Origin of the sequence: Flavobacterium phycosphaerae (genome assembly GCF_010119235.1) — a bacterium.
GTDB lineage: Bacteria > Bacteroidota > Bacteroidia > Flavobacteriales > Flavobacteriaceae > Flavobacterium > Flavobacterium phycosphaerae.
The window spans coordinates 2,590,059-2,610,610 of the sequence record NZ_JAAATZ010000001.1 but is presented as its reverse complement, the minus strand read 5'-3'; the positions used below and the strand labels follow the sequence as shown (position 1 = coordinate 2,610,610).

The 20,552-nt window shown below is 38.8% G+C and carries 21 protein-coding genes and 1 pseudogene; 9 read left to right on the top strand and 13 right to left on the bottom strand.

Going from position 1 to position 20,552, the window contains the following annotated elements:
• Window positions 1-88 precede the first annotated feature (88 nt).
• A complete protein-coding gene (locus GUU89_RS11655; RefSeq protein ID WP_162128077.1) occupies window positions 89-2,005 on the top strand; it encodes an amino acid permease in 1,917 nt (638 codons plus the stop codon).
• Window positions 2,006-2,057: 52 nt separating this feature from the next.
• Here the strand turns inward: GUU89_RS11655 and katG are convergent, their stop codons facing one another.
• The 7 genes from katG to GUU89_RS11620 form a co-directional block, all read right to left on the bottom strand.
• On the bottom strand, window positions 2,058-4,265 hold the full coding sequence (gene katG / locus GUU89_RS11650) for a catalase/peroxidase HPI (RefSeq protein ID WP_162128076.1): 2,208 nt from the start codon (window positions 4,263-4,265) through the stop codon (window positions 2,058-2,060).
• A 199-nt stretch (window positions 4,266-4,464) separates the two neighbouring features.
• A complete protein-coding gene (locus GUU89_RS11645; protein ID WP_162128075.1) occupies window positions 4,465-5,058 on the bottom strand; it encodes an SNARE-associated domain-containing protein in 594 nt (197 codons plus the stop codon).
• Window positions 5,059-5,220: 162 nt separating this feature from the next.
• Window positions 5,221-7,263, bottom strand: coding sequence for a DUF7619 domain-containing protein (locus tag GUU89_RS11640; RefSeq protein ID WP_162128074.1), 2,043 nt, complete (start codon window positions 7,261-7,263; stop codon window positions 5,221-5,223).
• Between the two features lie 90 nt (window positions 7,264-7,353).
• Window positions 7,354-8,316 (bottom strand): YitT family protein, encoded by a 963-nt coding sequence (locus tag GUU89_RS11635; RefSeq protein WP_162128073.1) that lies wholly within the window; start codon window positions 8,314-8,316, stop codon window positions 7,354-7,356.
• Between the two features lie 49 nt (window positions 8,317-8,365).
• The gene (locus GUU89_RS11630) at window positions 8,366-8,821 is read right to left on the bottom strand and encodes a GNAT family N-acetyltransferase (RefSeq protein ID WP_162128072.1); all 456 of its coding nucleotides are present in this window, start codon (window positions 8,819-8,821) and stop codon (window positions 8,366-8,368) included.
• 75 nt (window positions 8,822-8,896) lie between these two features.
• Window positions 8,897-9,169 (bottom strand): DUF4242 domain-containing protein, encoded by a 273-nt coding sequence (locus tag GUU89_RS11625; RefSeq protein ID WP_162128071.1) that lies wholly within the window; start codon window positions 9,167-9,169, stop codon window positions 8,897-8,899.
• Window positions 9,170-9,433: 264 nt separating this feature from the next.
• A complete protein-coding gene (locus tag GUU89_RS11620; protein WP_162126030.1) occupies window positions 9,434-9,571 on the bottom strand; it encodes a hypothetical protein in 138 nt (45 codons plus the stop codon).
• A 712-nt stretch (window positions 9,572-10,283) separates the two neighbouring features.
• Here GUU89_RS11620 and GUU89_RS11615 point away from each other — a divergent pair.
• The 5 genes and pseudogenes from GUU89_RS11615 (at window position 10,284) to GUU89_RS11595 (ending at window position 12,948) form a co-directional block, all read left to right on the top strand.
• Window positions 10,284-10,616 (top strand): ArsR/SmtB family transcription factor, encoded by a 333-nt coding sequence (locus tag GUU89_RS11615; protein WP_162128070.1) that lies wholly within the window; start codon window positions 10,284-10,286, stop codon window positions 10,614-10,616.
• Window positions 10,597-11,060 (top strand): annotated as a pseudogene (locus GUU89_RS11610) (SRPBCC family protein). The gene GUU89_RS11615 and the pseudogene GUU89_RS11610 overlap by 20 nt, the downstream one beginning before the upstream one ends.
• 1 nt (window position 11,061) lies before the next feature.
• Window positions 11,062-11,991: an SRPBCC domain-containing protein gene (locus GUU89_RS14805; protein WP_202924453.1), complete on the top strand. Its 930-nt coding sequence runs from the start codon at window positions 11,062-11,064 to the stop codon at window positions 11,989-11,991.
• A gap of 4 nt (window positions 11,992-11,995) precedes the next feature.
• Window positions 11,996-12,445 carry an SRPBCC family protein gene (locus GUU89_RS11600; protein WP_162128069.1) on the top strand — a complete coding sequence of 150 codons (450 nt, stop codon included), beginning with the start codon at window positions 11,996-11,998 and terminating at the stop codon, window positions 12,443-12,445.
• A gap of 8 nt (window positions 12,446-12,453) precedes the next feature.
• Window positions 12,454-12,948 carry an SRPBCC family protein gene (locus GUU89_RS11595; RefSeq protein WP_162128068.1) on the top strand — a complete coding sequence of 165 codons (495 nt, stop codon included), beginning with the start codon at window positions 12,454-12,456 and terminating at the stop codon, window positions 12,946-12,948.
• A gap of 88 nt (window positions 12,949-13,036) precedes the next feature.
• On the opposite strand, the gene GUU89_RS11590 is transcribed toward GUU89_RS11595, so the two are convergent.
• Window positions 13,037-14,260, bottom strand: coding sequence for an aminotransferase class I/II-fold pyridoxal phosphate-dependent enzyme (locus GUU89_RS11590; protein WP_162128067.1), 1,224 nt, complete (start codon window positions 14,258-14,260; stop codon window positions 13,037-13,039).
• Window positions 14,261-14,475: 215 nt separating this feature from the next.
• Between GUU89_RS11590 and GUU89_RS11585 the strand changes: the two genes are divergently transcribed.
• The gene (locus GUU89_RS11585; RefSeq protein ID WP_162128066.1) at window positions 14,476-14,928 is read left to right on the top strand and encodes an Lrp/AsnC family transcriptional regulator; all 453 of its coding nucleotides are present in this window, start codon (window positions 14,476-14,478) and stop codon (window positions 14,926-14,928) included.
• Between the two features lie 389 nt (window positions 14,929-15,317).
• Window positions 15,318-16,721, top strand: a complete 1,404-nt coding sequence (lpdA, locus tag GUU89_RS11580; protein WP_162128065.1) for a dihydrolipoyl dehydrogenase — start codon at window positions 15,318-15,320, stop codon at window positions 16,719-16,721.
• Window positions 16,722-16,784: 63 nt separating this feature from the next.
• On the opposite strand, the gene arsB is transcribed toward lpdA, so the two are convergent.
• From arsB to GUU89_RS11555, 5 genes are read right to left on the bottom strand one after another with little or no spacing between them, the layout of a single operon-like run.
• Window positions 16,785-17,813 carry an ACR3 family arsenite efflux transporter gene (gene arsB / locus GUU89_RS11575; protein ID WP_162128064.1) on the bottom strand — a complete coding sequence of 343 codons (1,029 nt, stop codon included), beginning with the start codon at window positions 17,811-17,813 and terminating at the stop codon, window positions 16,785-16,787.
• A gap of 2 nt (window positions 17,814-17,815) precedes the next feature.
• Window positions 17,816-18,421: a low molecular weight phosphatase family protein gene (locus GUU89_RS11570; RefSeq protein ID WP_162128063.1), complete on the bottom strand. Its 606-nt coding sequence runs from the start codon at window positions 18,419-18,421 to the stop codon at window positions 17,816-17,818.
• A gap of 2 nt (window positions 18,422-18,423) precedes the next feature.
• Window positions 18,424-19,038 (bottom strand): class I SAM-dependent methyltransferase, encoded by a 615-nt coding sequence (locus tag GUU89_RS11565; protein ID WP_202924452.1) that lies wholly within the window; start codon window positions 19,036-19,038, stop codon window positions 18,424-18,426.
• Window positions 19,039-19,048: 10 nt separating this feature from the next.
• Window positions 19,049-19,525: a DUF6428 family protein gene (locus tag GUU89_RS11560; RefSeq protein ID WP_162128061.1), complete on the bottom strand. Its 477-nt coding sequence runs from the start codon at window positions 19,523-19,525 to the stop codon at window positions 19,049-19,051.
• 47 nt (window positions 19,526-19,572) lie between these two features.
• Complete coding sequence (locus GUU89_RS11555) at window positions 19,573-19,896, bottom strand: ArsR/SmtB family transcription factor (RefSeq protein WP_162128060.1); 324 nt, start codon at window positions 19,894-19,896, stop codon at window positions 19,573-19,575.
• A 148-nt stretch (window positions 19,897-20,044) separates the two neighbouring features.
• Between GUU89_RS11555 and tpx the strand changes: the two genes are divergently transcribed.
• Window positions 20,045-20,542 (top strand): thiol peroxidase, encoded by a 498-nt coding sequence (tpx, locus tag GUU89_RS11550; RefSeq protein ID WP_162128059.1) that lies wholly within the window; start codon window positions 20,045-20,047, stop codon window positions 20,540-20,542.
• Window positions 20,543-20,552 lie beyond the last annotated feature (10 nt).

The window sequence follows — 20,552 nt, the reverse complement described above, 5'->3', positions numbered from 1 at the left end:
GCTATAGTGGCAAAACATTGGCAGAGTTTTATATATTTGTTGAAATCAAACCCTTTGCGGGAAAGCTTTCAACCAAACCCATTAAACTATGAATTTCTCCAATCTGTTCCGAAAAAAAACTGTTCAGGATATTCTAAACCAGGTCGCTAAAAATGAAGCCGACGGGCATCAGGCTCTTGGCAAACATTTAACGGCCAGAGATTTAACCGCATTTGGAATTGCAGCCATCATAGGAGCCGGTATTTTCAGTACCATCGGAAAAGCCAGTGCTGATGGAGGACCGGCCGTTATATTCTTGTTTATTTTCACAGCTATTGCCTGTAGCTTTGCGGCATTTGCTTATGCTGAATTTGCTTCTATGGTACCCGTTTCAGGAAGTGCTTATACGTATTCTTATGTAGCTTTTGGTGAAATTATCGCTTGGATTATTGGCTGGGCTTTGATTATGGAGTATGCTATTGGAAATATTACCGTAGCCATATCTTGGAGTGATTACTTTACCGGATTGCTCGAAAGCGGAGGAATTCATCTGCCACAATGGGTTCAAATGGATTATCTGACAGCTTCAAACGGATTTAAAGATGCTACAGCCCTGATGCAGGGAGGCAAATCTTTCGAAAATTTATCCGAAGGATTGCAAGCCGCTTACACTGCCTGGACAACAGCTCCAACCATTGGCTCTTTTCACTTAGTGGCTGATTTACCGGCTTTACTCATCATAATTGTAATTACTTATTTGGTATACCGAGGAATGAAAGAATCCCGTAATGCCAGTAATCTTATGGTTGTGGTAAAGTTATGTATCATACTGTTGGTCATAGCAGTAGGAATATTTTATGTAGACACAGCCAATTGGCATCCCTTCGCTCCTAATGGCGTAAGCGGCATCCTTAAAGGGGTGTCTGCGGTGTTCTTTGCTTATATCGGTTTTGATGCTATTTCTACCACAGCGGAAGAATGTAAAGACCCGCAACGTGATTTACCAAAAGGGATGATGTGGGCGATTATCATTTGTACTATACTGTATGTTGTGATTGCTCTAGTCCTAACCGGTATGGTTAATTACGCCGACTTAAACGTTGGTGATCCTTTAGCTTTTGTATTTGATAAACTGAATTTAAAATGGATGTCGGGCATTATCGCTGTGAGTGCCGTAGTAGCTATGGCGAGTGTATTATTGGTATTTCAAATGGGACAACCTCGTATTTGGATGAGTATGAGTCGTGATGGATTGTTACCCAAACGATTTTCAAAAGTACATCCAAAATACCACACGCCTTCGTATGCCACCATTGTTACCGGATTTGTAGTAGCCATTCCTGCTTTGTTTTTGAATTTAACTATGGTGACCGACTTATGCAGCATCGGAACTTTATTTGCCTTTGTATTAGTTTGTGCTGGAGTTTTGGTACTGCAAAATAAAAAGGACATTCCGAGAGGGAAATTTAAAACGCCTTATATCAACTCTAAATTTGTATTTCCGCTACTTATGCTTGTTGGTGCATTTATTGCCTTTACGGTAAACAAACAGGCTACCATGGATTTTTTAACTAATGAGAAACAAGTCAATGCTCCGGCCGATATTGTAACCTCATTGGATAAAGAACAAGCCAAGCAAGTATATGCGTATTTGGTGGCCCAAAATCCAACTACCGAAACTACCGATTTAGAAGCTCTATTAAGCTCCTTAAACGAAAACGAAACTACCTACAAACAAGTGGTTGATTCGCTTCCTATAGATCAATCTTTGAAATACGAAAGTGGTTTCAGTTTGTTCAAACACAAAATTCCTATGTGGATTTTTCTACTCTCTTTGGTTGGTTTTGCTATTTGGTCATGGAAACAAAATCTTTCTTTAATTCCATTACTCGGATTGGTTTGTTGTTTGTATATGATGGCAGAATTAAGCATTTGGAACTGGATATACTTTACGGGTTGGTTACTCGTAGGGCTTACTATTTACTTTGGGTTTAGTCATAAAAACAGTAAATTGAATAAAGCATAAAAAAAGGTGGTCTAAAGCAGGCCACCTTTTTTCATTGTATTATTAATATTGGTTAAACCAAATCAAATCGATCGAGTTGCATTACTTTATACCAAGCCGCTATAAAATCGTTTACGAATTGCTCTTGTCCGTCTGCACAAGCATACACTTCGGCCAAAGCTCTTAGCTCAGAATTAGAACCAAAGATTAAATCCACACGAGTTCCTGTCCATTTTAAAGCACCGGTTTTACGGTCATGTCCTTCAAATACTTCTTGCGAATCAGCTGTGGCTTTCCATGTTGTATTTAAATCCAGTAGGTTTTTAAAGAAATCATTCGTCAAAGTTTCCGGACGGTTAGTAAACACCCCATGTCTTGAACTATCAAAATTAGTATTTAACACACGCATACCACCGATAAGCACAGTCAATTCCGGTGCAGTTAAGGTCATCAATTGTGCTTTATCTATCAGCATCTCTTCTGCTGAAGCGATATATTTAGTCTTGGTGTAATTGCGGAAACCATCAGCCTGAGGCTCTAAAACGGCAAACGAATCTACATCGGTTTGTTCTTGTGAAGCATCACTTCTTCCGGGTGTAAACGGAACCGTAACAGTATGTCCGGCTGCTTGTGCCGCTTTCTCTATCCCAACTCCACCGGCTAAAACAATTAAATCGGCCAAAGATACTTGCTTACCACTATTGTTGAATTCTGATTGAATACTTTCCAGTTTTGACAATACCGTAGCCAATTGAGACGGATTATTAACCTCCCATTGTCTTTGAGGCAGTAAACGAATACGAGCACCATTGGCCCCACCGCGTTTATCAGAACCACGGAAGGTAGACGCGGAAGCCCAAGCCGTTGAAACCAGCTGAGAAACAGACAATCCGGAAGCGGCAATTTTAGCTTTCAAGGCTGCAATGTCATTATCATTAATTAGTTGATGTGCCACTGTTGGAACCGGGTCTTGCCAGATTAGTTCTTCTTTAGGTACTTCCGGACCTAAATAACGGGCTACAGGCCCCATATCTCTATGCGTTAACTTGAACCAAGCACGAGCAAATGCATCGGCAAAGGCATCAGGATTGTCAAGAAAATTTCTGGCTATTTTTTCATAAGCAGGATCTGCTCTCAAAGCCAAATCAGCCGTTAGCATGGTTGGCGCATGACGATTTAACGGATTATGGGCATCCGGAACAGTACCGGCACCGGCTCCTCCTTTTGGTTTCCATTGATGAGCACCTGCCGGACTTTTAGTCAATTCCCATTCAAAACCAAAAAGATTCTCTAAATAATTGTTACTCCACTTAGTGGGTGTGGTGGTCCAGGCTCCTTCCAGTCCGCTACTGATAGTATCTTCTCCATGACCTTTTCCAAAGGTATTCTTCCAACCTAAACCTTGTTCTTCAATACCTGCCGCTGCAGGCTCTACACCAACATATTTTCCCGGATCGGCTGCCCCATGGGTTTTCCCGAAAGTATGTCCCCCGGCTACAAGCGCCACAGTCTCCTCATCATTCATTGCCATACGAGCAAAGGTTTCACGAATATCGCGGGCAGAAGCTAACGGATCGGGATTACCATTAGGCCCTTCCGGATTAACATAAATTAAGCCCATTTGAACAGCAGCCAGAGGATTTTCTAAGTCACGGTCACCGGAGTAACGTTTGTCTTCCAACCATTTGCCTTCAGAACCCCAGTAAATATCTTCCTCAGGCTCCCAAACATCTTCCCGACCACCGCCAAATCCAAAAGTTTTGAATCCCATTGATTCCAAAGCGCAGTTACCGGCCAGAATCATCAGGTCAGCCCATGATATCTTTTTACCGTATTTTTGTTTAACCGGCCATAACAATAAACGTGCTTTATCAAGGTTAACATTATCCGGCCAACTGTTGAGTGGTGCAAATCGTTGGGTACCTGACCCACCTCCTCCTCGCCCATCAGCAATTCGGTAAGTCCCGGCACTGTGCCATGCCATACGGATAAAAAATGGACCGTAATGTCCATAATCAGCCGGCCACCAGTCTTGTGAATTAGTCATTACATCAAAAATATCTTTCTTTACAGCAACTAAATCAAGGCTATTGAATGCTTCAGTATAATTAAAGGTCTCTCCCATAGGATTGGACAAAGAAGAATTTTGACGAAGTATATTTAATTTTAATTGATTTGGCCACCAATCATTGTTTCTGGTGCCATTGCCAGCTGTTTGCTTAAGTGCCCCGCCTGAGAAAGGGCATTTGTTTTGCTCGTTTTGGTTTTTACTATTTTCCATAATTATTGCTGATTATTTTGTTTATAAACTAGTTAAGCTAATTTACCAATTGATACCTTATCTAAATTGTTTTATTAATAGATAAAAACTATAGTTGGTAGTGCAAATCATTATTTTTTATCACAGAAACAACTATCTGTAAATTGAATAATTCAGATTTGAAAGCTATTTTAAAAAAGGGTATTCTTCCCTATCGTACTTACTTCCAGATTCTGAAATTTAGTTTGAATTCTTTTCTTTGTATCAGAGAACGCCAATCAATAAAGAGTAACGCGCTGATAAGCAATAACCCTACGGCTAAGCTGAGAAAAGATTGCCATGAAACCGCACTGTGCAATATTTTTTCGGTATTCTCAGTACCATATTTGCCCAAGTGTACCAATAAAGCATCACTGGTGAACTTCCCTATAAAGAAGGCCGGTATGATATAAATTGGTCGCATTTTGGCCATTCCCGCAGCAACAAAAAGTGGTGTAGTGGGTAAAGGCAGCAAGGAATAAGCAACAATTACCAATTGACTTTTCCATCCTTTTTGTTTTAATACTTTGCCTAAATACTGTACATCTTCGTTTTTATCGGGCATGAACAAATTACCGGCCAAATAAGGAATGTAACAGGTTAACACATAGCGACCCAATATTGACCCAAATACTCCAATAATGATGACCAACCAAATATTCAACTTAAAATAAATTTGGAGAAAGACCATTACAGTAAAGGCCGGAGGAAAAGGAAAGGGTACTACATCAAACAGAAAGGCACCCAAAAAAACCAAAACATATTGCCATTCCATAGGTGATTTTTTAAATTCTAAACACTATGTAAGATAAGCAATTCTTCGATTTCAATAGAAAAGAAAAGCAATTATTTTAAAGTTATTATGCTCTATAAACAAAGAATCCCGGGTCACCGGGATTTTAGTATAAGTTTGCAGCAAAACATCAAGTATTACTTTTTATAGTTTTATAACCTTCTGTATTGTTTTTCCTTTATCGGTTTCAACCGCAACAAAATAAGCACCTTTGGCTAAGCCGTTCATAGTAATGATCGTTTGATTATTAACCATAATTACTTTTTGTCCTAATGCATTATAAACGGTCACTGATTTAACGGTAATACCTGCAGCCACTGAAAGTTGCAATTGGTCACTAACCGGATTAGGATAAACCGTAACTAATTTCCCTTGATTGAAAGACGGAGTTCCCAAAGCTACAACCGATGTAGTAACTGTATTGGTTACAATCGGGAAATTAAAATCAAAATAAATATTAGCGGTGTTGGCTATGACATCACCAATAACTATTGTGCTTTTTGGCTTAATTTTGAAAGCTATATACCCATGACTTCCCTCCTCATCTGTTGCTGAAGGTGGTAAATTAATACCATCATAAAATACTTCAAATTTATTACCAGAGGTTAAAGTACTTCGATAAGGATGACTGCTGGCCACCATTTCTAAAGTACTCCAATCTAAATTAGCATCAAGCATATCTTTTATAACAATCTGTTCGGCTAAATCTGTTCCCGTGTTTTGAAAACGTACTACATAATGCAAATAGTCTCCTATTTTAGCTATGCTTATGCTTTCTCCTTCCACAACCGTTTTATCATTTGGATCAAATGAACCCACCACAGTTTGATTGAAATCCATTTGATTATCATTGGGAGTATCATCAAGCAGTGCTGAAGTTATAGTTGCCTGAAAACTTAAAATATCACCAAGGTTAACAGGCGGAGTTTCCTGAGGCGAATTAAGATTGAGGACGAGTTGTAAGTTCTTGCTTTGATTAGGACCAAAATTAACAATATTCCACGAAATCGTATTTGATGTCAAATTGTCTGAAGTAGGAAATGATGCTACGTAGTCAAAAATGGATCCATCAAAAGTAAACGTAACAGTGCCTGATTGAATTTGGTTCCCTTTGTTTATAATAGTCAGCATGTATTGCGAATTAAATCCGGGACGGGAATTGCCCAAGGGATAAGCTATTATCTCTAAATCAGGATGATTACTAGTAGGAGTCAGACAAAAATTAGCATTTTCAGTAAGGCCTGAAGCTGTAAAATTAAAAACATAATTCAACGGGGTAACAGAAAAATAAGCCGGGTTTGACAATTGAGGGGTTACCGTTAAGGCATTGGGGCCCGTATAAAAAGAATAGCCACCAGCATAATTCGTATAGGCATAACCGTTTTGACTGCCATCCGTAAACGCTATTTTCTGATTGCGTATACCAACATTAGCGCCGTCACAATCTGATGCCATAATACCGGTTATAGTATTAAAACTGCCTCCCGGAAGTGAACTACAGTAACTATTAACATTAACCGAAGGATCTAAACCCTCTCCAAAATTAAGGTCATGGGTAACATAATAAACCTCAAAATCATCACAACAAAAAGTTGCTAAATTAGGACATTCTATTAAAGTACTTGGTGGCGGTGGCGGTATTGCAGCCATTTTAAAGGAGTAATAACCGTCAGTCTGAAATCCATTTTTTATATTGACATAAGTCAAATTAGGGTTATTGGCAATATAAAATCTATACACCTTAGTAGAACTTAAATCTATAGTAGTCATAGGATTGTATGCGCAATTAAAAGAGTATAAATTAAAACAATTGGTAATACTCAGATTCGTGATATTATTGTTACTACATCCTAAATCTCGTAAGTTTATGAAATTATTCAAAGTTAGACTGGTAAGTGAATTTCCGTTGCAAGACAAAGATTGCAAACTGGTAAAAGCCTCAATACCGGTAAGGTCTGAAATGCCTTGGTTCGAAACGCTTAGTTTAATCACCATTGCGGCTTCACTTTCCTGAATTTCACCATCGTCATTTGTATCAGCATCAGAAAGATATTCATTAGTACTATTCCCAACACAATTAGTATTGACTAATGCATTTTTAAAATTAGCATCCGGAATAATGACAATTTGGGATTGTGTAGTGAAACTTACTAGTAAAATCAGCAATAACGAGTAATAGTTTTTCATAGTCGAATGTTTTGTAGGTCATAAAGTTACAAAATAAACTGTAAGATAAATAACTCAGCGTTAAATAACTATAAAAAACTTTTAAAGCCTTTAATGTTCCAACGGACGTTTCTTTATCATGCCGCCTTTGGTATCTTTTACACTAGTCATTACCACAAAAGCATTCGATTCTATTTTTTCAATTTCGGTGTTGAGCTTGTTTAGTTCTAATCTTGTAATTACAGTGTAAATAATATCTACTTCTTTGCTAACGCCTCTTTTGCCATAGCCACGCTTACCACTGTATACCGTTACGCCTCTTCCCATTTTATTAACAATCATATGTTTGATTTCTTCGCTATAAGAAGATACAATCGTAACACCAATGTATTCTTCAATACCTTCAACAATAAAGTCTAAGGTTTTAGAGGCTGCCAGATAAGTAATCATAGAGTATAACGCAATTTCAATTCCTAAAAAATAAGCCGCTGTGGAAAAAATCAGCACATTTATCACTATGATAAAATCACCTATCGTAGTGCCTAATTTTCGACTCAGATAGATGGCCAATACTTCGGTACCATCAATAACAGCACCTCCTCTAACGGCAAAGCCTATACCGGCTCCGAGAAAAAAACCGCCAAACACAGCCACCAGTAAATTATCGTTAGTAACATTCGGAAAAGTGACCAAAGCCAGGCAGGTCGAAAGTCCGGCTATAGCCAAAGCCGTTTTAATAGCAAAAGCCCTGCCCATCACCCTATAGCCTAAAATAATAAACGGAATATTAATCCCGATAATCAGTAAATACAAAGGAATAGCGGTAATGGCTGAGATTAATAATGAAATACCTGTAGCCCCGCCATCAATAAAATGATTGGTTAACAGAAAACCTTTGAAACCAAAGGAAGCTGAGAAAATCCCAATAGTAATCAGGATAAAGTCTTTGATATGACGACGAGCCGTGATGACAAACAACCTGTAGCCTTTGGCCAACACATAGTTAGAATAGTCTTTGGGTTCCTTGGTTTTTAGTGTAGTGCTGAGGATTATTTTTTTCCAGAGTGAATTCATAGGCTAGACTGCTTAGCTTAGTAGGTTTCTTAGACGGTTATATAGTAAACTATAGTGTTTTTGTTGCTTGTATTTGTTGCCATTGCCGGTAACTCATTTCAAATTTTACTTCTTTGGTACCATGCCAGCCTGCCGGTTGCCAGCCCATTCTTTTGTAAAATTCCTCTGCCCGGGTGCCCGGCGCCGTGCCCAACCAAACAGTTTCTTTGGTTTGTAAAAAATACCAGGTAAGCATCAGGTTGTGCAGTACTTTTCCAATTCCTTTTTTATCATGGTTAGGATGTACAAACAGCGCCCAAATATTGTGTTCTTTCAAATCGGCTATAGCGAAGCCAACAATTTGATGGTTCATTTCACAGACCCAACCTTTACCCCTTTCAAACATAAACTCCATACAATCCGCATCGGTCACTAAATCCGGATTAGACAAGGCGTTCTCAGTAACTGCATTTCTAACTAGTTGTATTGGCTTTATATCGGTAGGTTGAGCTTCCCTGAAAATCATAGCGTAGAGTTATTAGGTTATAAAAAAGAGGCAAATGGGCGATTTTCGTTTCATTTGCCTCTTTTGTAAATGGTGTTATTCCGCCGTTATCGGATTGATAATGGCTGTTATTTTTGAGATGCTGTTGGCCGGAAACCCACCTTGTCGGGCGTGTTCCAGTATCATTTTTTCATCGGGAGCAATATAAACGCAATAAACTTTATTACCGGTTACGAAGCTCTCTACCCACTGAATCTGAGGCCCCATATTAGTTAAGACCCCACATGAAGTTTGTGAAATTCCTTTTAATTGCTCCGGTGTCAAATCACCGGCACCCGGAATTTCCCGTTCAATAATATACTTTGGCATAAGGCATGCAGTTTAGTTTCCTAATCGTATGGCTTTTCGGTTACGCCCCGTTTACAGGTGGTCTCTGGACTCCACGTTTTAAAGAGCCACTAATTTACTAAATTTTAGGATGTATTACCCTATGCTAACATCGATTTAACTACCACTCTTGCTGTAATTAGCCTTTACCTAAGACGTAAACACATAAAAATCAGCGATTAGTCTAGCGCATTTTCATCTCATTTTAATTTAGCATAAAGACGGAACAGCATTACGAGTTATGTATTATACATAAGCAAAGTAGCCTTCTAATCCTAATATTACCTTTTCATAAATCAAGGCCAAATTGATTTTATTTTTGGATAATAAGCGTAAAGACTGCTGTGTTGTGGCATATTTTGCTTTAGCATCGGTAAAGGGCATAACTGAAATAGTGAGCAAGTAAAAGGTAAACAGAAATCAAAGGCATTTCATGATAAGAAAGGTACTTATTTGCACTAACACTTATAAAAGAGAAAAACAATCTAAAGTGGTTAGAATAAAAATAATTAAAAGATCGGTTTGTTAATTACTAATCACATTATCATAAAACCTAAGAATTTTATGTTAATATTTAAATACAAATACAGTAATTAACAAAAAATGACAAGTATTTATTTAGAATTTTAATTTTTTATTATGTTTTTATTAACAATTTTATATAGATTTGGGATGTCAAAAACCACAATAAAACAAAACATAGATGAACATGATTGTTATGGGGATTATAGGCCTAGTGGTCTTTAACCTGATTTTCTTTTTTATCGTACAGAACACTAAAACAGACAAGGGATTAAAAAACTACTTAAGAAAGCAATCCAGAGACTAACTGCTCTATTGATTTTCTTTTTACTTTATCGTTTCCTCCCCCAACTAACTAAGCCACAACGCTCTCTACTTCCGTTGTCTTGGCTTTATTCTTTTGCCTTTTAATTACTCCGCTTCTATCTTACTTAAGCCAGCTTTCATCTGCGCTCATCCCTTATCATTACTAGTTAACTAATAAAAGTTTAAAAAATTATTCTGAATTTATTTGCGTAACCGAATAGTTACGTATATATTTGTAACCGATTAGTTACTCATTAAAACCCAAACTATGAGAAGAGATGTATTTCAGGCGATAGCCGACCCGACCCGCAGAACCATACTAAGTTTATTGGCAGCACAAACTTTAACCCTAAATGCGGTAGCCGAAAACTTCAACATCAGCCGGCCTGCCATTTCCAAACATATTAAAATATTAAACGAATGTGGTTTAATTGAAATTGAAGACAAAGGACGAGAACGCTACTGCATTGCTAAACTCGAAAAATTAAATGAAGTATCACAATGGATAGAACAGTACAAACAATTCTGGGAAAACAAATTAGATGCTTTGGAAACCTATTTAGAAAAACTTCAAAAAGACAATGATGAGCACAACAGTTAACAACACCGTCCATCGTGAAATTATAGTATCGCAACTATTGAATGCTCCTATTGCCAATGTATGGGAGGCATGGACCAACCCAGAACATATTAAAAATTGGTGGGGCCCAATGGGTTTTCTAATACCATTACTAAAATGGAATTGCACCAAGGCGGTCAATGGAACTTAGTCATGCACGGCCCGGACGGAACCGATTATGAAAACGAAAGTGTTTTTACCGAAGTGATAAAGCATAAAAAAATAGCCTACGACCACCTATCCGGGCATGAGTTCACCGCTACCATAACCTTTGAAACACAAGGCAATCAAACGCATATGTACTGGCAAATGTTATTCCCTACCCAAGAAGAATTAGCCCGTATCATGGGATTATTCAATATCAAAGAAGGCTTAGAGCAAAATGTTGAACGTCTAGAACTCTATTTAAAAAATAATTTTCAATAAGATGACTACCACCACAAACGACACTACCGACAGAGAAATAGTCATTTCTCGCCTACTCAATGCGCCAATAGAATTGGTGTGGGAAGTATGGACCAACCCCGACCATATTAAAAATTGGTGGGGACCGGACGGATTTAGCAATACCATAAGCAAAATGCAAATTCAGCCTGAAGGCGAATGGAATTTAATCATGCACGGCCCTGATGGTACCGATTACAGAAACGAAAGTATTTTTAAAGAAATCATCGTACACCAAAAGTTGGTTTATGAACACAAGACCGGACCAAAGTTTACCGCAACCATACTGTTTGAAAGCAAAGGCAATCAAACCCAACTGCACTGGCAAATGCTTTTCCCAACCAAAGAAGAGTTGATTCAAACCGTAAAAACATTCAACGCCGCCGAAGGATTAAAACAAAATGTTACCAAATTGGAAGCCTACTTACAAGCCAAGTTTGCCCGTCAGCAAGAATTAAAAACAACAAAGAAAGCCCGGGTTACCACTTACTTGAATTTCCCCGGGACTACCGAAGTAGCTTTTATTTTTTATAAAGAAGTGTTTCAAGGTACTTTTTTAGGGGATGGCTTTAAACGATTGGGCGATATAAAAGGCCATGAAGGCATGCCACCACTATCGGAAGAAGAGAAAAAACTAATCCTGCATGTAGAACTCGAAATCATGGGCGGGCATGTACTAACGGCTACCGATGCTCCCGAAAGCATGGGTTTTAAATTAGTGCAAGGCGACAATATGCACATCCATTTGGAGCCCGAAAGCAGAGCAGAAACCCAGCGTTTGTTTATAGCCCTATCAACCGGAGGCAAAATCACCATGCCATTGGAGGATATGTTTTTCGAGGCCTACTATGGCAGTTTAACCGATCAATACGGCATCAACTGGATGCTTACTTATAGAGAACTTAAAGAATAACAGTATGGAAAAAACCACTAACAGCCTCAGTCTAATCAAGACTTATAAGGCATCCGCAGCAATGCTCTGGAAAGTCATTACCGACAGAGAACATTTAAAACAATGGTATTTCGATTTTACCGAAGATTGGAAACTGGAAACGGGCAGTCAGTTTGACTGGTACGCCGGCGATAACGATGGGAAACAATGGCAACACCGTGGAGTAATGCTCGAAATTATTCCCAATCAAAAACTGGTGCACAGCTGGGAATACGTTGGATACTCAGGCACTTCGGTTGTAACTTGGGAATTACGTCCTATTGATGAGAATAACACTGAACTGCACTTCAGCCATGTGTTTACCGTACCATTTGATGTAACAGAGCCGGGATTAGCCAGAGAAAACTTTGAAAAAGGCTGGAATCACATCCTTACCATTTCGTTACCTGACTATATTGAAAAGCAAACTAAATAACAGAACATATGGAACTTAGTAAAGAAAAATTCATACTAACCCGAGAAATTAAAGCCGATAAAGAAACCGTCTTCAAAGCTTTTAGTGAGGCTGAAGCGTTAGCGCAATGGTGGGGTCCGGCCGGAATGCCCATTACCGAAATGACTTTATCCTTTGAACCTAATGGCAAATTTCATTACAAATTAGAAGGCAATAATCAAGTAATGTGGGGCTTATTTGTATACAAAAAAATCAGTAGTCCTGATGTTATTGAATATGTAAGCTCTTTTGCAGATGAAAAAGGAAATGTGTGTAAATCGCCCTTCCCTATTGATTTTCCGTTAGAAGTGTATAACCAACTGACTTTTGAAGAGCATAATGGCATTACAAAACTGACGCTAAAAGCGCATCCCATAAATGCCACTGAGGAACAAGTAACTGCCTTTGTTGATCTGACAGCCAGCATGGAGCAAGGATTTAGTGGTACGTTTAAACAATTAGAAGCTTATTTGTCGAAGAAATAAAAAGCAACAATCATCAATCAATTACCAATAAAAAATCCGCTAAAGAGTTTTCTATAGCGGATTTTTAAAAACAAGTTAAGCGTACTAATTATAACATGTTCAATTCGGTCATGCACTGTTTCATCATTTGATAGGTGCGTTCTATATCATTATCTAACCCGATAGAAAAACGGATTAACCCATCAGTCAATCCCATTTCCTTTTGTTCTTCTAACGGAATTTCGGAAGAAGTGGAAGTCCCCGGAGCACTAAACAATGTTTTATAAAAGCCTAAGCTTACGGCGAGATAGCCTAAGTTACGGTGTTGCATCAACTCCATCAGTTCGTTGGCTTTGTCTAACGTTCCCACATCCATAGTCATCATACCGCCAAAACCATATTCCGGATTAATCATACCGGCGTACAACTTATGACTCGGATGGCTTGGCAAGCCCGGATAAACAATTTTTAAACCGTCTTTTTCGAACTGCTGAGCCAAATACATAGCGTTATGACTGTGTTGTTTCATTCTGATATGCAGGGTACGAAGGTTTTTCAAGATGCTTGAAGCTCTCAAACTGTCCATAGTAGGTCCCAAAAGCATACTGGCACCATTGTTCACATTCTTTAAATCGTTTATAAATTCCTGTGAAGCACAGACTACACCGCCCACCGTATCACTACTACCGTTGATAAACTTGGTCAAACTGTGTATAACAACATCAGCCCCCAATTTTGCCGGAGCAACCGATAGTGGAGAAAAAGTATTATCAACAACTAACTTAATACCATAGCGTTTGGCAATAACGGCTAAGGCTTCAATATCGGCTACTTCCAGCAAAGGGTTGCTAACCGTTTCACAATACAATACTTTGGTATTGGGTGTGATAGCGGCTTCTACTATATCTAATTTGGTGATGTCAACAAAATGGGTTTTGATATTCCATTTCGGTAACATGTTTTTCATAAAGGCATAAGTCCCGCCATATATAGTACGGCTAGATACAATTTCGTCACCGGCACTGCACAATTGCATTAAAACCGGCGTTATAGCTCCCATACCCGAGGCAGCGACATTGGCGCTTTCCGTACCTTCCATGGCAGCTAAGGCTTGGCCTAAGTACAAATTCATAGGCGAGGAATGACGCGAATACAAATAGCAGCCTTCGGCATTGCCTTCAAAAGTGTCAAACATGGTTTTGGCCGAAAGAAAGGTATAGGTAGAACTATCAGAGATAGAAGGATTCACTCCTCCAAATTCACCGAAATACTGTAAGTCCTGTATCTTATCGGCAGGGTTAAAATCAACTAAAGTTTGAGGCGTGGTATTCATAGTTTAAATGATTGTAGTTTGTTGTAATACAAATTTCACCATATCCTGACTATTAATCAATATTTAGAGAATAATACAGATTTAAAATCTATAATTAACTATATTACTAGTAATAATTTCTATATTTGAAATCATAACGCTGTTTTTTCAGTTTAAAAAACTAAAATCAACCCTTCGTAATTCATAATTCGCAATTCGTAATTCCTAATTAACCCATGGACGCTACCGACAAAAAACTCCTTACCCTACTGCAACAAGACGCTAAGCAAACCACCAAGCAACTATCGGCAAAACTAAGCTTATCGGTCACTGCCGTTTACGAGCGGATTAAAAAGTTAGAGCGTGAGGGCATAATAGATAACTATGTGGTATTGCTTAATCGCAACAAAATCAACAAAGGTTTTGTAGTATTTTGTCACATCAAATTAATTCAGCACTCCAAAGAATTCTTGACCCATTTTGAGCGTCAGGTAGTAAAGCTGGAAGAGGTTTTAGAGTGTTTCCATGTGAGCGGTGATTATGATTATATTTTAAAAGTATGTGTCAAAGACATGGAAGAGTACCGTGAATTTATGGTCACCAAGCTAACCACACTGCAGCATATTGGCAGTACCCATAGTACTTTTATGATTGGCGAAGTAAAAAACACCACCGCATTCTCTTTTTAAGCGGAAAATTACTTCAAAAAGCTATTTTTCAACATGACTTTGTTCGGGTGTTGTTCGGGTGTTGTTCGCAAAAAACACCCATTTTGCGAACAAATTAGGAGCAAAACCCGAACAACACCCGAACAAAGTATTTCTTATGGACGATTGAGCAGTCAGTAGCAGTCAGTAAATAGCATTAGCTATCATTCACAGTCATAACAAGTCATAAGTAGTCAAAAGTCGGAAATTTGAAGTTTTTATTTCATTTGGTCGGCTTTAAATCCTGTTAAGCTACTGCCACAACATTCCGTTTTAATCCCTTAAAAATTGCCTGTCATATGAAATTAACATAACGATAAAATTTGTAGTTTTGTGCCACAAAAGAAAAACACACAAATCTTAACAATATTATGAGTTCATTTGACGTAGTCATCATAGGTTCGGGTCCCGGCGGATATGTTTCGGCCATCCGTTGTGCCCAATTAGGTTTCAAAACCGCCATTATAGAAAAATATTCTACTCTGGGAGGTACTTGCCTTAACGTAGGTTGTATTCCCTCTAAAGCGTTGTTAGCTTCTTCTCACCATTATGAAGAATTGCAGCACTTTGCTGATCACGGTATCGAGGTATCGGGTAACGTAAAGGTTAATTTAGAAAAAATGATTGCCCGCAAACAAGCCGTTGTCGATCAGACTTCGGGCGGTGTTAAGTTTTTAATGGATAAAAACAAAATTACCGTTTTTGAAGGATTGGGTTCGTTTGAAGACGCTACTCACGTAAAAGTAACTAAAGCCGATGGTACTTCAGAAGTAATCGAAGGTAAAAACATAGTAATTGCTACCGGTTCAAAACCGTCTGCCTTGCCTTTTATCAAATTAGATAAAGAAAGAATCATCACCTCTACCGAAGCATTGAAATTGCCTGAAGTGCCGAAACACTTAATCATCATTGGTGGTGGGGTTATCGGAATCGAATTGGGACAAGTGTACCTTAGATTAGGCGCACAGGTTTCGGTGGTTGAGTTTTTAGACCGTATCATTCCGGGTATGGATGCCGGTTTATCTAAAGAATTAACCAAAGTGTTGAAAAAACAAGGCATGAAATTCTACACGTCACACAAAGTGAAATCGGTAGAAAGAAAAGGCAAAAACGTAACTGTACAAGCCGATGATGCCAAAGGAAATACGGTAACTTTTGACGGTGATTATTGCTTAGTAGCCGTAGGACGTCGTCCTTATACTGACGGATTAGCCGCAGATAAAGCAGGCGTAAAACTTACTGACCGCGGTATGGTTGAAGTTAATGACCACTTACAAACCAATGTGCCTAACATTTACGCTATTGGTGACGTAGTACGTGGTGCCATGCTGGCTCATAAAGCCGAAGAAGAAGGAACTTTGGTGGCCGAAATTTTGGCCGGACAAAAACCACATATTGATTATAATTTAATTCCGGGAGTTGTTTATACTTGGCCTGAAGTAGCCGCTGTAGGTAAAACCGAAGAGCAACTAAAAGAAGCCGGAGTAGCTTACAAAGCCGGAAGTTTCCCTTTCAAAGCTTTAGGAAGAGCGCGTGCCAGTGCCGATAATGATGGTTTTGTAAAAATATTAGCCGATGCTAAAACCGATGAAGTTTTGGGAATCCATATGATTGGTGCCCGTTGTGCTGATTTAATTGCGGAAGCCGTAACGGCTATGGAATTCAGAGCCAGTGCCGAAGATATCTCTCGTATGTCACATGCCCACCCAACTTTTGCAGAAGCCGTGAAAGAAGCTGCCTTGGCCGCTACAGATAACAGAGCTTTGCACGTGTAATATTATCAGATTATTAAATTTATAGTAAGCCGCTTCTTTTACAGGAGCGGTTTTTTATTTATACTACTTTTTCTTTAACCAAAAAGCCACTTTCACTAACAGAATTAATGCCGGAACTTCCACCAAAGGCCCTATGACTCCGGCAAAAGCTTGTCCGCTGTTAATCCCAAAAACACCTATAGAAACCGCTATAGCCAATTCGAAATTATTGCCCGAAGCGGTAAAAGATAAAGCTACAGCATCTCGATAATCGGCTCCAATTTTTTTGGACATAAAAAACATCAGAAAGAACATGATAGCAAAGAAAATAACTAACGGCACAGCGACCCTGAGAACATCCAAAGGCAAATCGACTATCATGGCACCTTTCAGGCTGAACATTACCACGATGGTGAACAATAAAGCCATCAGCGTGATGGGAGATACAAAGGGAATAAAGGTTTGGTTAAACCATCGGTCACCCAAAAATTTCCTAATACTGTACCGACTGATGACAGCCAATACAAACGGAATTCCGAGATAAATCCCAACGGTAGTCGCAATTTGAGCAATAGTAATATTTAGGGCTAAGCCTTTGACACCAAATAAAGGCAACATGATTTCTAAATAGAAATAGGCATACAGACCAAAGAAGAATACCTGCAGTAAGCTGTTAATTCCAACTAACCCTGCTGTTAATTCACGGTTGCCTTCGGCCAATTCGTTCCAAACAATCACCATGGCAATACAAGGTGCCAAACCGATGATGATTAAACCGGTCATATACTCCGGAAAATCTTTCAGAAACAATAGTGATAAAGCAAACATTAAAAAAGGCCCCACTATCCAGGTAATCAAAAAAGAGGTAATCAGGAGTTTGGGCTTTTGAAGCATTAAGGGTATTTTAGAAAAATCGACTTTAGTCAAAGGCGGATACATCATCAGGATTAACCCGATAGCTAAAGGAATGTTTGTGGTTCCGGAAGATAAACCATTGAACGTTTTGGGTATAGCCGGAATAAAATAACCGATTGCTACGCCCAGAGTCATGGCCAAAAATATCCAAAGGGTCAAATAATTATCGAGAAAGGTTAAGCGCTTACGTGTACTCATTTTTAGTTAACTTGTGAAAAGACATAATACATTTCGGTGGCAATTTCTACACTGCGTTCAGCATATTTAGTCTCCATTAATTCGGTACCGTCAAAGGTTTTCGGGTCGTCATAACGAATAGGGAAACGCTTTTCAGCACCGGCAATAAACGGACAACCTTCGTCGGCTGACGAGCAAGTCATCACAGCAGCAAAGGCATTTTTAGGATTAAACACATCATCAAACATTTTGGAAAAACAAAGAACAGGCGGTTCATTTTCGTCAAACTTAACAGCATAAACCGGATTAGTAGTATCACTCCGTTTCTCCAGTTCAAACCCCTGATTCACTATAGTTTCAACTACTTTCGGAAATACAGCTGTGACCTCTGTTCCACCCGAATAACAAAACACATTCCTTATCCCGAAATGAAACGCCATAGTTTGTGCCCATACCTGAGCCAAATGACTCCTGCGGGAGTTATGGGTACAGATAAAAACCAATCGAATGTCCTGATGCCTCCGTTTTTTTTCTTTTATATAATCAATCAGTGACTGTAACACTTCTTTTCTGCCTGCTGAAACAGTGTCAACTGACAGGTTTTGAATAATATGCCGGAGTGCTTTCATACTTATGCCTTTCTTTTAAACCCACAAAAAATAAAATTTTGAACTGTGTCAAAAGGGGTTATATGGTCTTCAGTGAAACAGCCTTTGAGTTGGAATTCTTTTTCAAAAACAAACCTCAGGCTTTCCATGTTGTACTGTTTGATCTCCAAGCCACTGCATTTCTTTGGGCCTTTATCGGAGAAAGCACCAATAAACATCCTCCCTCCTTTGGTCAGCGCCTTATCAACAATATCGGCATACTGCTCAATTTGTGCTGCTTCGGTCAGGAAATGAAAACAGGCTCGATCATGCCAAAAATCATAGTGCTCGATGGGATTAAAATCTAAAATATCCGATTCAATAAAGGTAACATGAGCTGCTTTTTCACCCAACCTCTTCTTAATACGCTCTATGGCTTTTCCTGAAATATCAAGCAAAGTCAGTTGGGTATAGCCTAAATCCAGCAAAGCATCTATAAAATAGCTGTCGCCTCCTCCCACATCAATGATTTTAGCGTCTTTGGGCAACTGAAGTGCCGCAAAGAAATCGACTGAAGTTTGCGGATAAGCTTGATACCAGCTCACCTCTTTTTCTGTTTTGGTAGTAAAAACGTTTTCCCAATGCTCTTTTTTATTCATAAACGACAATTTAGCAACAGTTAGATTCCGGTGTACAACATTGCGTTTCTTTAGGTTTCCACTCGCCTAGTTTAACTTTCATTTTTTCAGGCGGGATACCGCAGTGATCTTTGGCCAAACAAGTAGTTTGTTTTGAGGTTAAAAGAAAAGTAGTGCCATCAAAATCCAAACTGAATTTACCGATGCTGTCTGCCATTTGGTATTCCACTTCTATTTCTAAATCGGGCAACTGCAAGATTTTTTCTGAAAGTTCAATAATGTGTACCAGTTTTTCGGGATGCAAACGGTGGTCATAATCATTGGCTTCCCACAATTGAAAGTTGGCTACTTCTTCCGTACGAACGGTTCCGCCACAATCAATAAAGTGTTTCGCTATTTTCCCCACTTCGGTCACATGAAAATGACTGGGTACCAAATCACCGTTGGGCAATTGAAAAGCGATAGTAGACAACTTTTGTAATTCTGATTTTATTTGTGATAGTTTCATTTTTGTACTGTATTAAATTGTTAAACATTATAGAATAGCTGAGCAGCTTAACAGCATTTACTTTTTAATTGTTTGGAAATGGCAAAGAAATGGGCTTCTATTTTCTTCATCATATCCGGATTGATACAATAACAAATAGCTGTTCCTTCAATATTGCCTTTGATGAGGCCGGCATTCTTCAACTCCTTTAAATGTTGGGATACGGTAGGTTGCGCTAAAGGCAACTCGTTTACAATATCACCACAAATACAAGTATCAACTTTGAGTAAATACTCGATGATAGCCACTCGCGCCGGATGAGACATGGCTTTGAATACAGTAGCTAATTCGTTTTGTTCTGCGGTAAAAAATTCAGATTTTGAAGCACCCATAACCGGTTATTATATTTTTATATTGCAATATTACGATAAAAGTATACTACACTCCAAATGATTTTATAACTATTTATCAGGAACCGGTATAACATATCCCAAATCCTAAATATTTTTACTACTTTTGACGCTTAAAATTTAACACGATATGGCATCTATAACTTTAGGAGGAAATCCGATACACACCAACGGTGAATTACCAAAAATAGGTTCAAAAGCGCCTGATTTTCAATTGATAAAAACTGATTTAGGACGTGCTTCCTTAGCGGATTTTGCCGGTTCAAAAGTAATTTTAAACATCTACCCGAGTGTTGATACCGGTACTTGTGCCACGTCAACCCGAACGTTTAATGCCAAAGCCAGTGCTTTAGCCAATACAAAAGTACTGTGTATTGCGCGCGATTTGCCTTTTGCTTTCAAACGTTTTTGTGGCGCTGAAGGATTAGACAACGTCATTTGTTTGTCTGATTTCAATACCGGAAACTTCGGAAAAGACTACGGTTTGGAAATGACTGACGGTGCTTTAGCCGGGTTACATTCCCGCGTGGTAATAGTATTAGATGAAAACGGAATCGTTAAATACACCGAACAAGTTCCGGAAATTGCCGATGAACCTAATTACGAATTGGCCTTAGCCGCTCTATAATTGTATACGG

What these genes read in the sequence shown, in the direction of transcription:
- GUU89_RS11655 (WP_162128077.1), top strand. Translation starts at nt 89, where the DNA reads ATGAATTTCTCCAATCTGTTCCGAAAAAAAACTGTTCAGGATATTCTA.
- katG (WP_162128076.1), bottom strand. Translation starts at nt 4,265, where the DNA reads ATGGAAAATAGTAAAAACCAAAACGAGCAAAACAAATGCCCTTTCTCA.
- GUU89_RS11645 (WP_162128075.1), bottom strand. Translation starts at nt 5,058, where the DNA reads ATGGAATGGCAATATGTTTTGGTTTTTTTGGGTGCCTTTCTGTTTGAT.
- GUU89_RS11640 (WP_162128074.1), bottom strand. Translation starts at nt 7,263, where the DNA reads ATGAAAAACTATTACTCGTTATTGCTGATTTTACTAGTAAGTTTCACT.
- GUU89_RS11635 (WP_162128073.1), bottom strand. Translation starts at nt 8,316, where the DNA reads ATGAATTCACTCTGGAAAAAAATAATCCTCAGCACTACACTAAAAACC.
- GUU89_RS11630 (WP_162128072.1), bottom strand. Translation starts at nt 8,821, where the DNA reads ATGATTTTCAGGGAAGCTCAACCTACCGATATAAAGCCAATACAACTA.
- GUU89_RS11625 (WP_162128071.1), bottom strand. Translation starts at nt 9,169, where the DNA reads ATGCCAAAGTATATTATTGAACGGGAAATTCCGGGTGCCGGTGATTTG.
- GUU89_RS11620 (WP_162126030.1), bottom strand. Translation starts at nt 9,571, where the DNA reads ATGCCCTTTACCGATGCTAAAGCAAAATATGCCACAACACAGCAGTCT.
- GUU89_RS11615 (WP_162128070.1), top strand. Translation starts at nt 10,284, where the DNA reads ATGAGAAGAGATGTATTTCAGGCGATAGCCGACCCGACCCGCAGAACC.
- GUU89_RS14805 (WP_202924453.1), top strand. Translation starts at nt 11,062, where the DNA reads ATGACTACCACCACAAACGACACTACCGACAGAGAAATAGTCATTTCT.
- GUU89_RS11600 (WP_162128069.1), top strand. Translation starts at nt 11,996, where the DNA reads ATGGAAAAAACCACTAACAGCCTCAGTCTAATCAAGACTTATAAGGCA.
- GUU89_RS11595 (WP_162128068.1), top strand. Translation starts at nt 12,454, where the DNA reads ATGGAACTTAGTAAAGAAAAATTCATACTAACCCGAGAAATTAAAGCC.
- GUU89_RS11590 (WP_162128067.1), bottom strand. Translation starts at nt 14,260, where the DNA reads ATGAATACCACGCCTCAAACTTTAGTTGATTTTAACCCTGCCGATAAG.
- GUU89_RS11585 (WP_162128066.1), top strand. Translation starts at nt 14,476, where the DNA reads ATGGACGCTACCGACAAAAAACTCCTTACCCTACTGCAACAAGACGCT.
- lpdA (WP_162128065.1), top strand. Translation starts at nt 15,318, where the DNA reads ATGAGTTCATTTGACGTAGTCATCATAGGTTCGGGTCCCGGCGGATAT.
- arsB (WP_162128064.1), bottom strand. Translation starts at nt 17,813, where the DNA reads ATGAGTACACGTAAGCGCTTAACCTTTCTCGATAATTATTTGACCCTT.
- GUU89_RS11570 (WP_162128063.1), bottom strand. Translation starts at nt 18,421, where the DNA reads ATGAAAGCACTCCGGCATATTATTCAAAACCTGTCAGTTGACACTGTT.
- GUU89_RS11565 (WP_202924452.1), bottom strand. Translation starts at nt 19,038, where the DNA reads ATGAATAAAAAAGAGCATTGGGAAAACGTTTTTACTACCAAAACAGAA.
- GUU89_RS11560 (WP_162128061.1), bottom strand. Translation starts at nt 19,525, where the DNA reads ATGAAACTATCACAAATAAAATCAGAATTACAAAAGTTGTCTACTATC.
- GUU89_RS11555 (WP_162128060.1), bottom strand. Translation starts at nt 19,896, where the DNA reads ATGGGTGCTTCAAAATCTGAATTTTTTACCGCAGAACAAAACGAATTA.
- tpx (WP_162128059.1), top strand. Translation starts at nt 20,045, where the DNA reads ATGGCATCTATAACTTTAGGAGGAAATCCGATACACACCAACGGTGAA.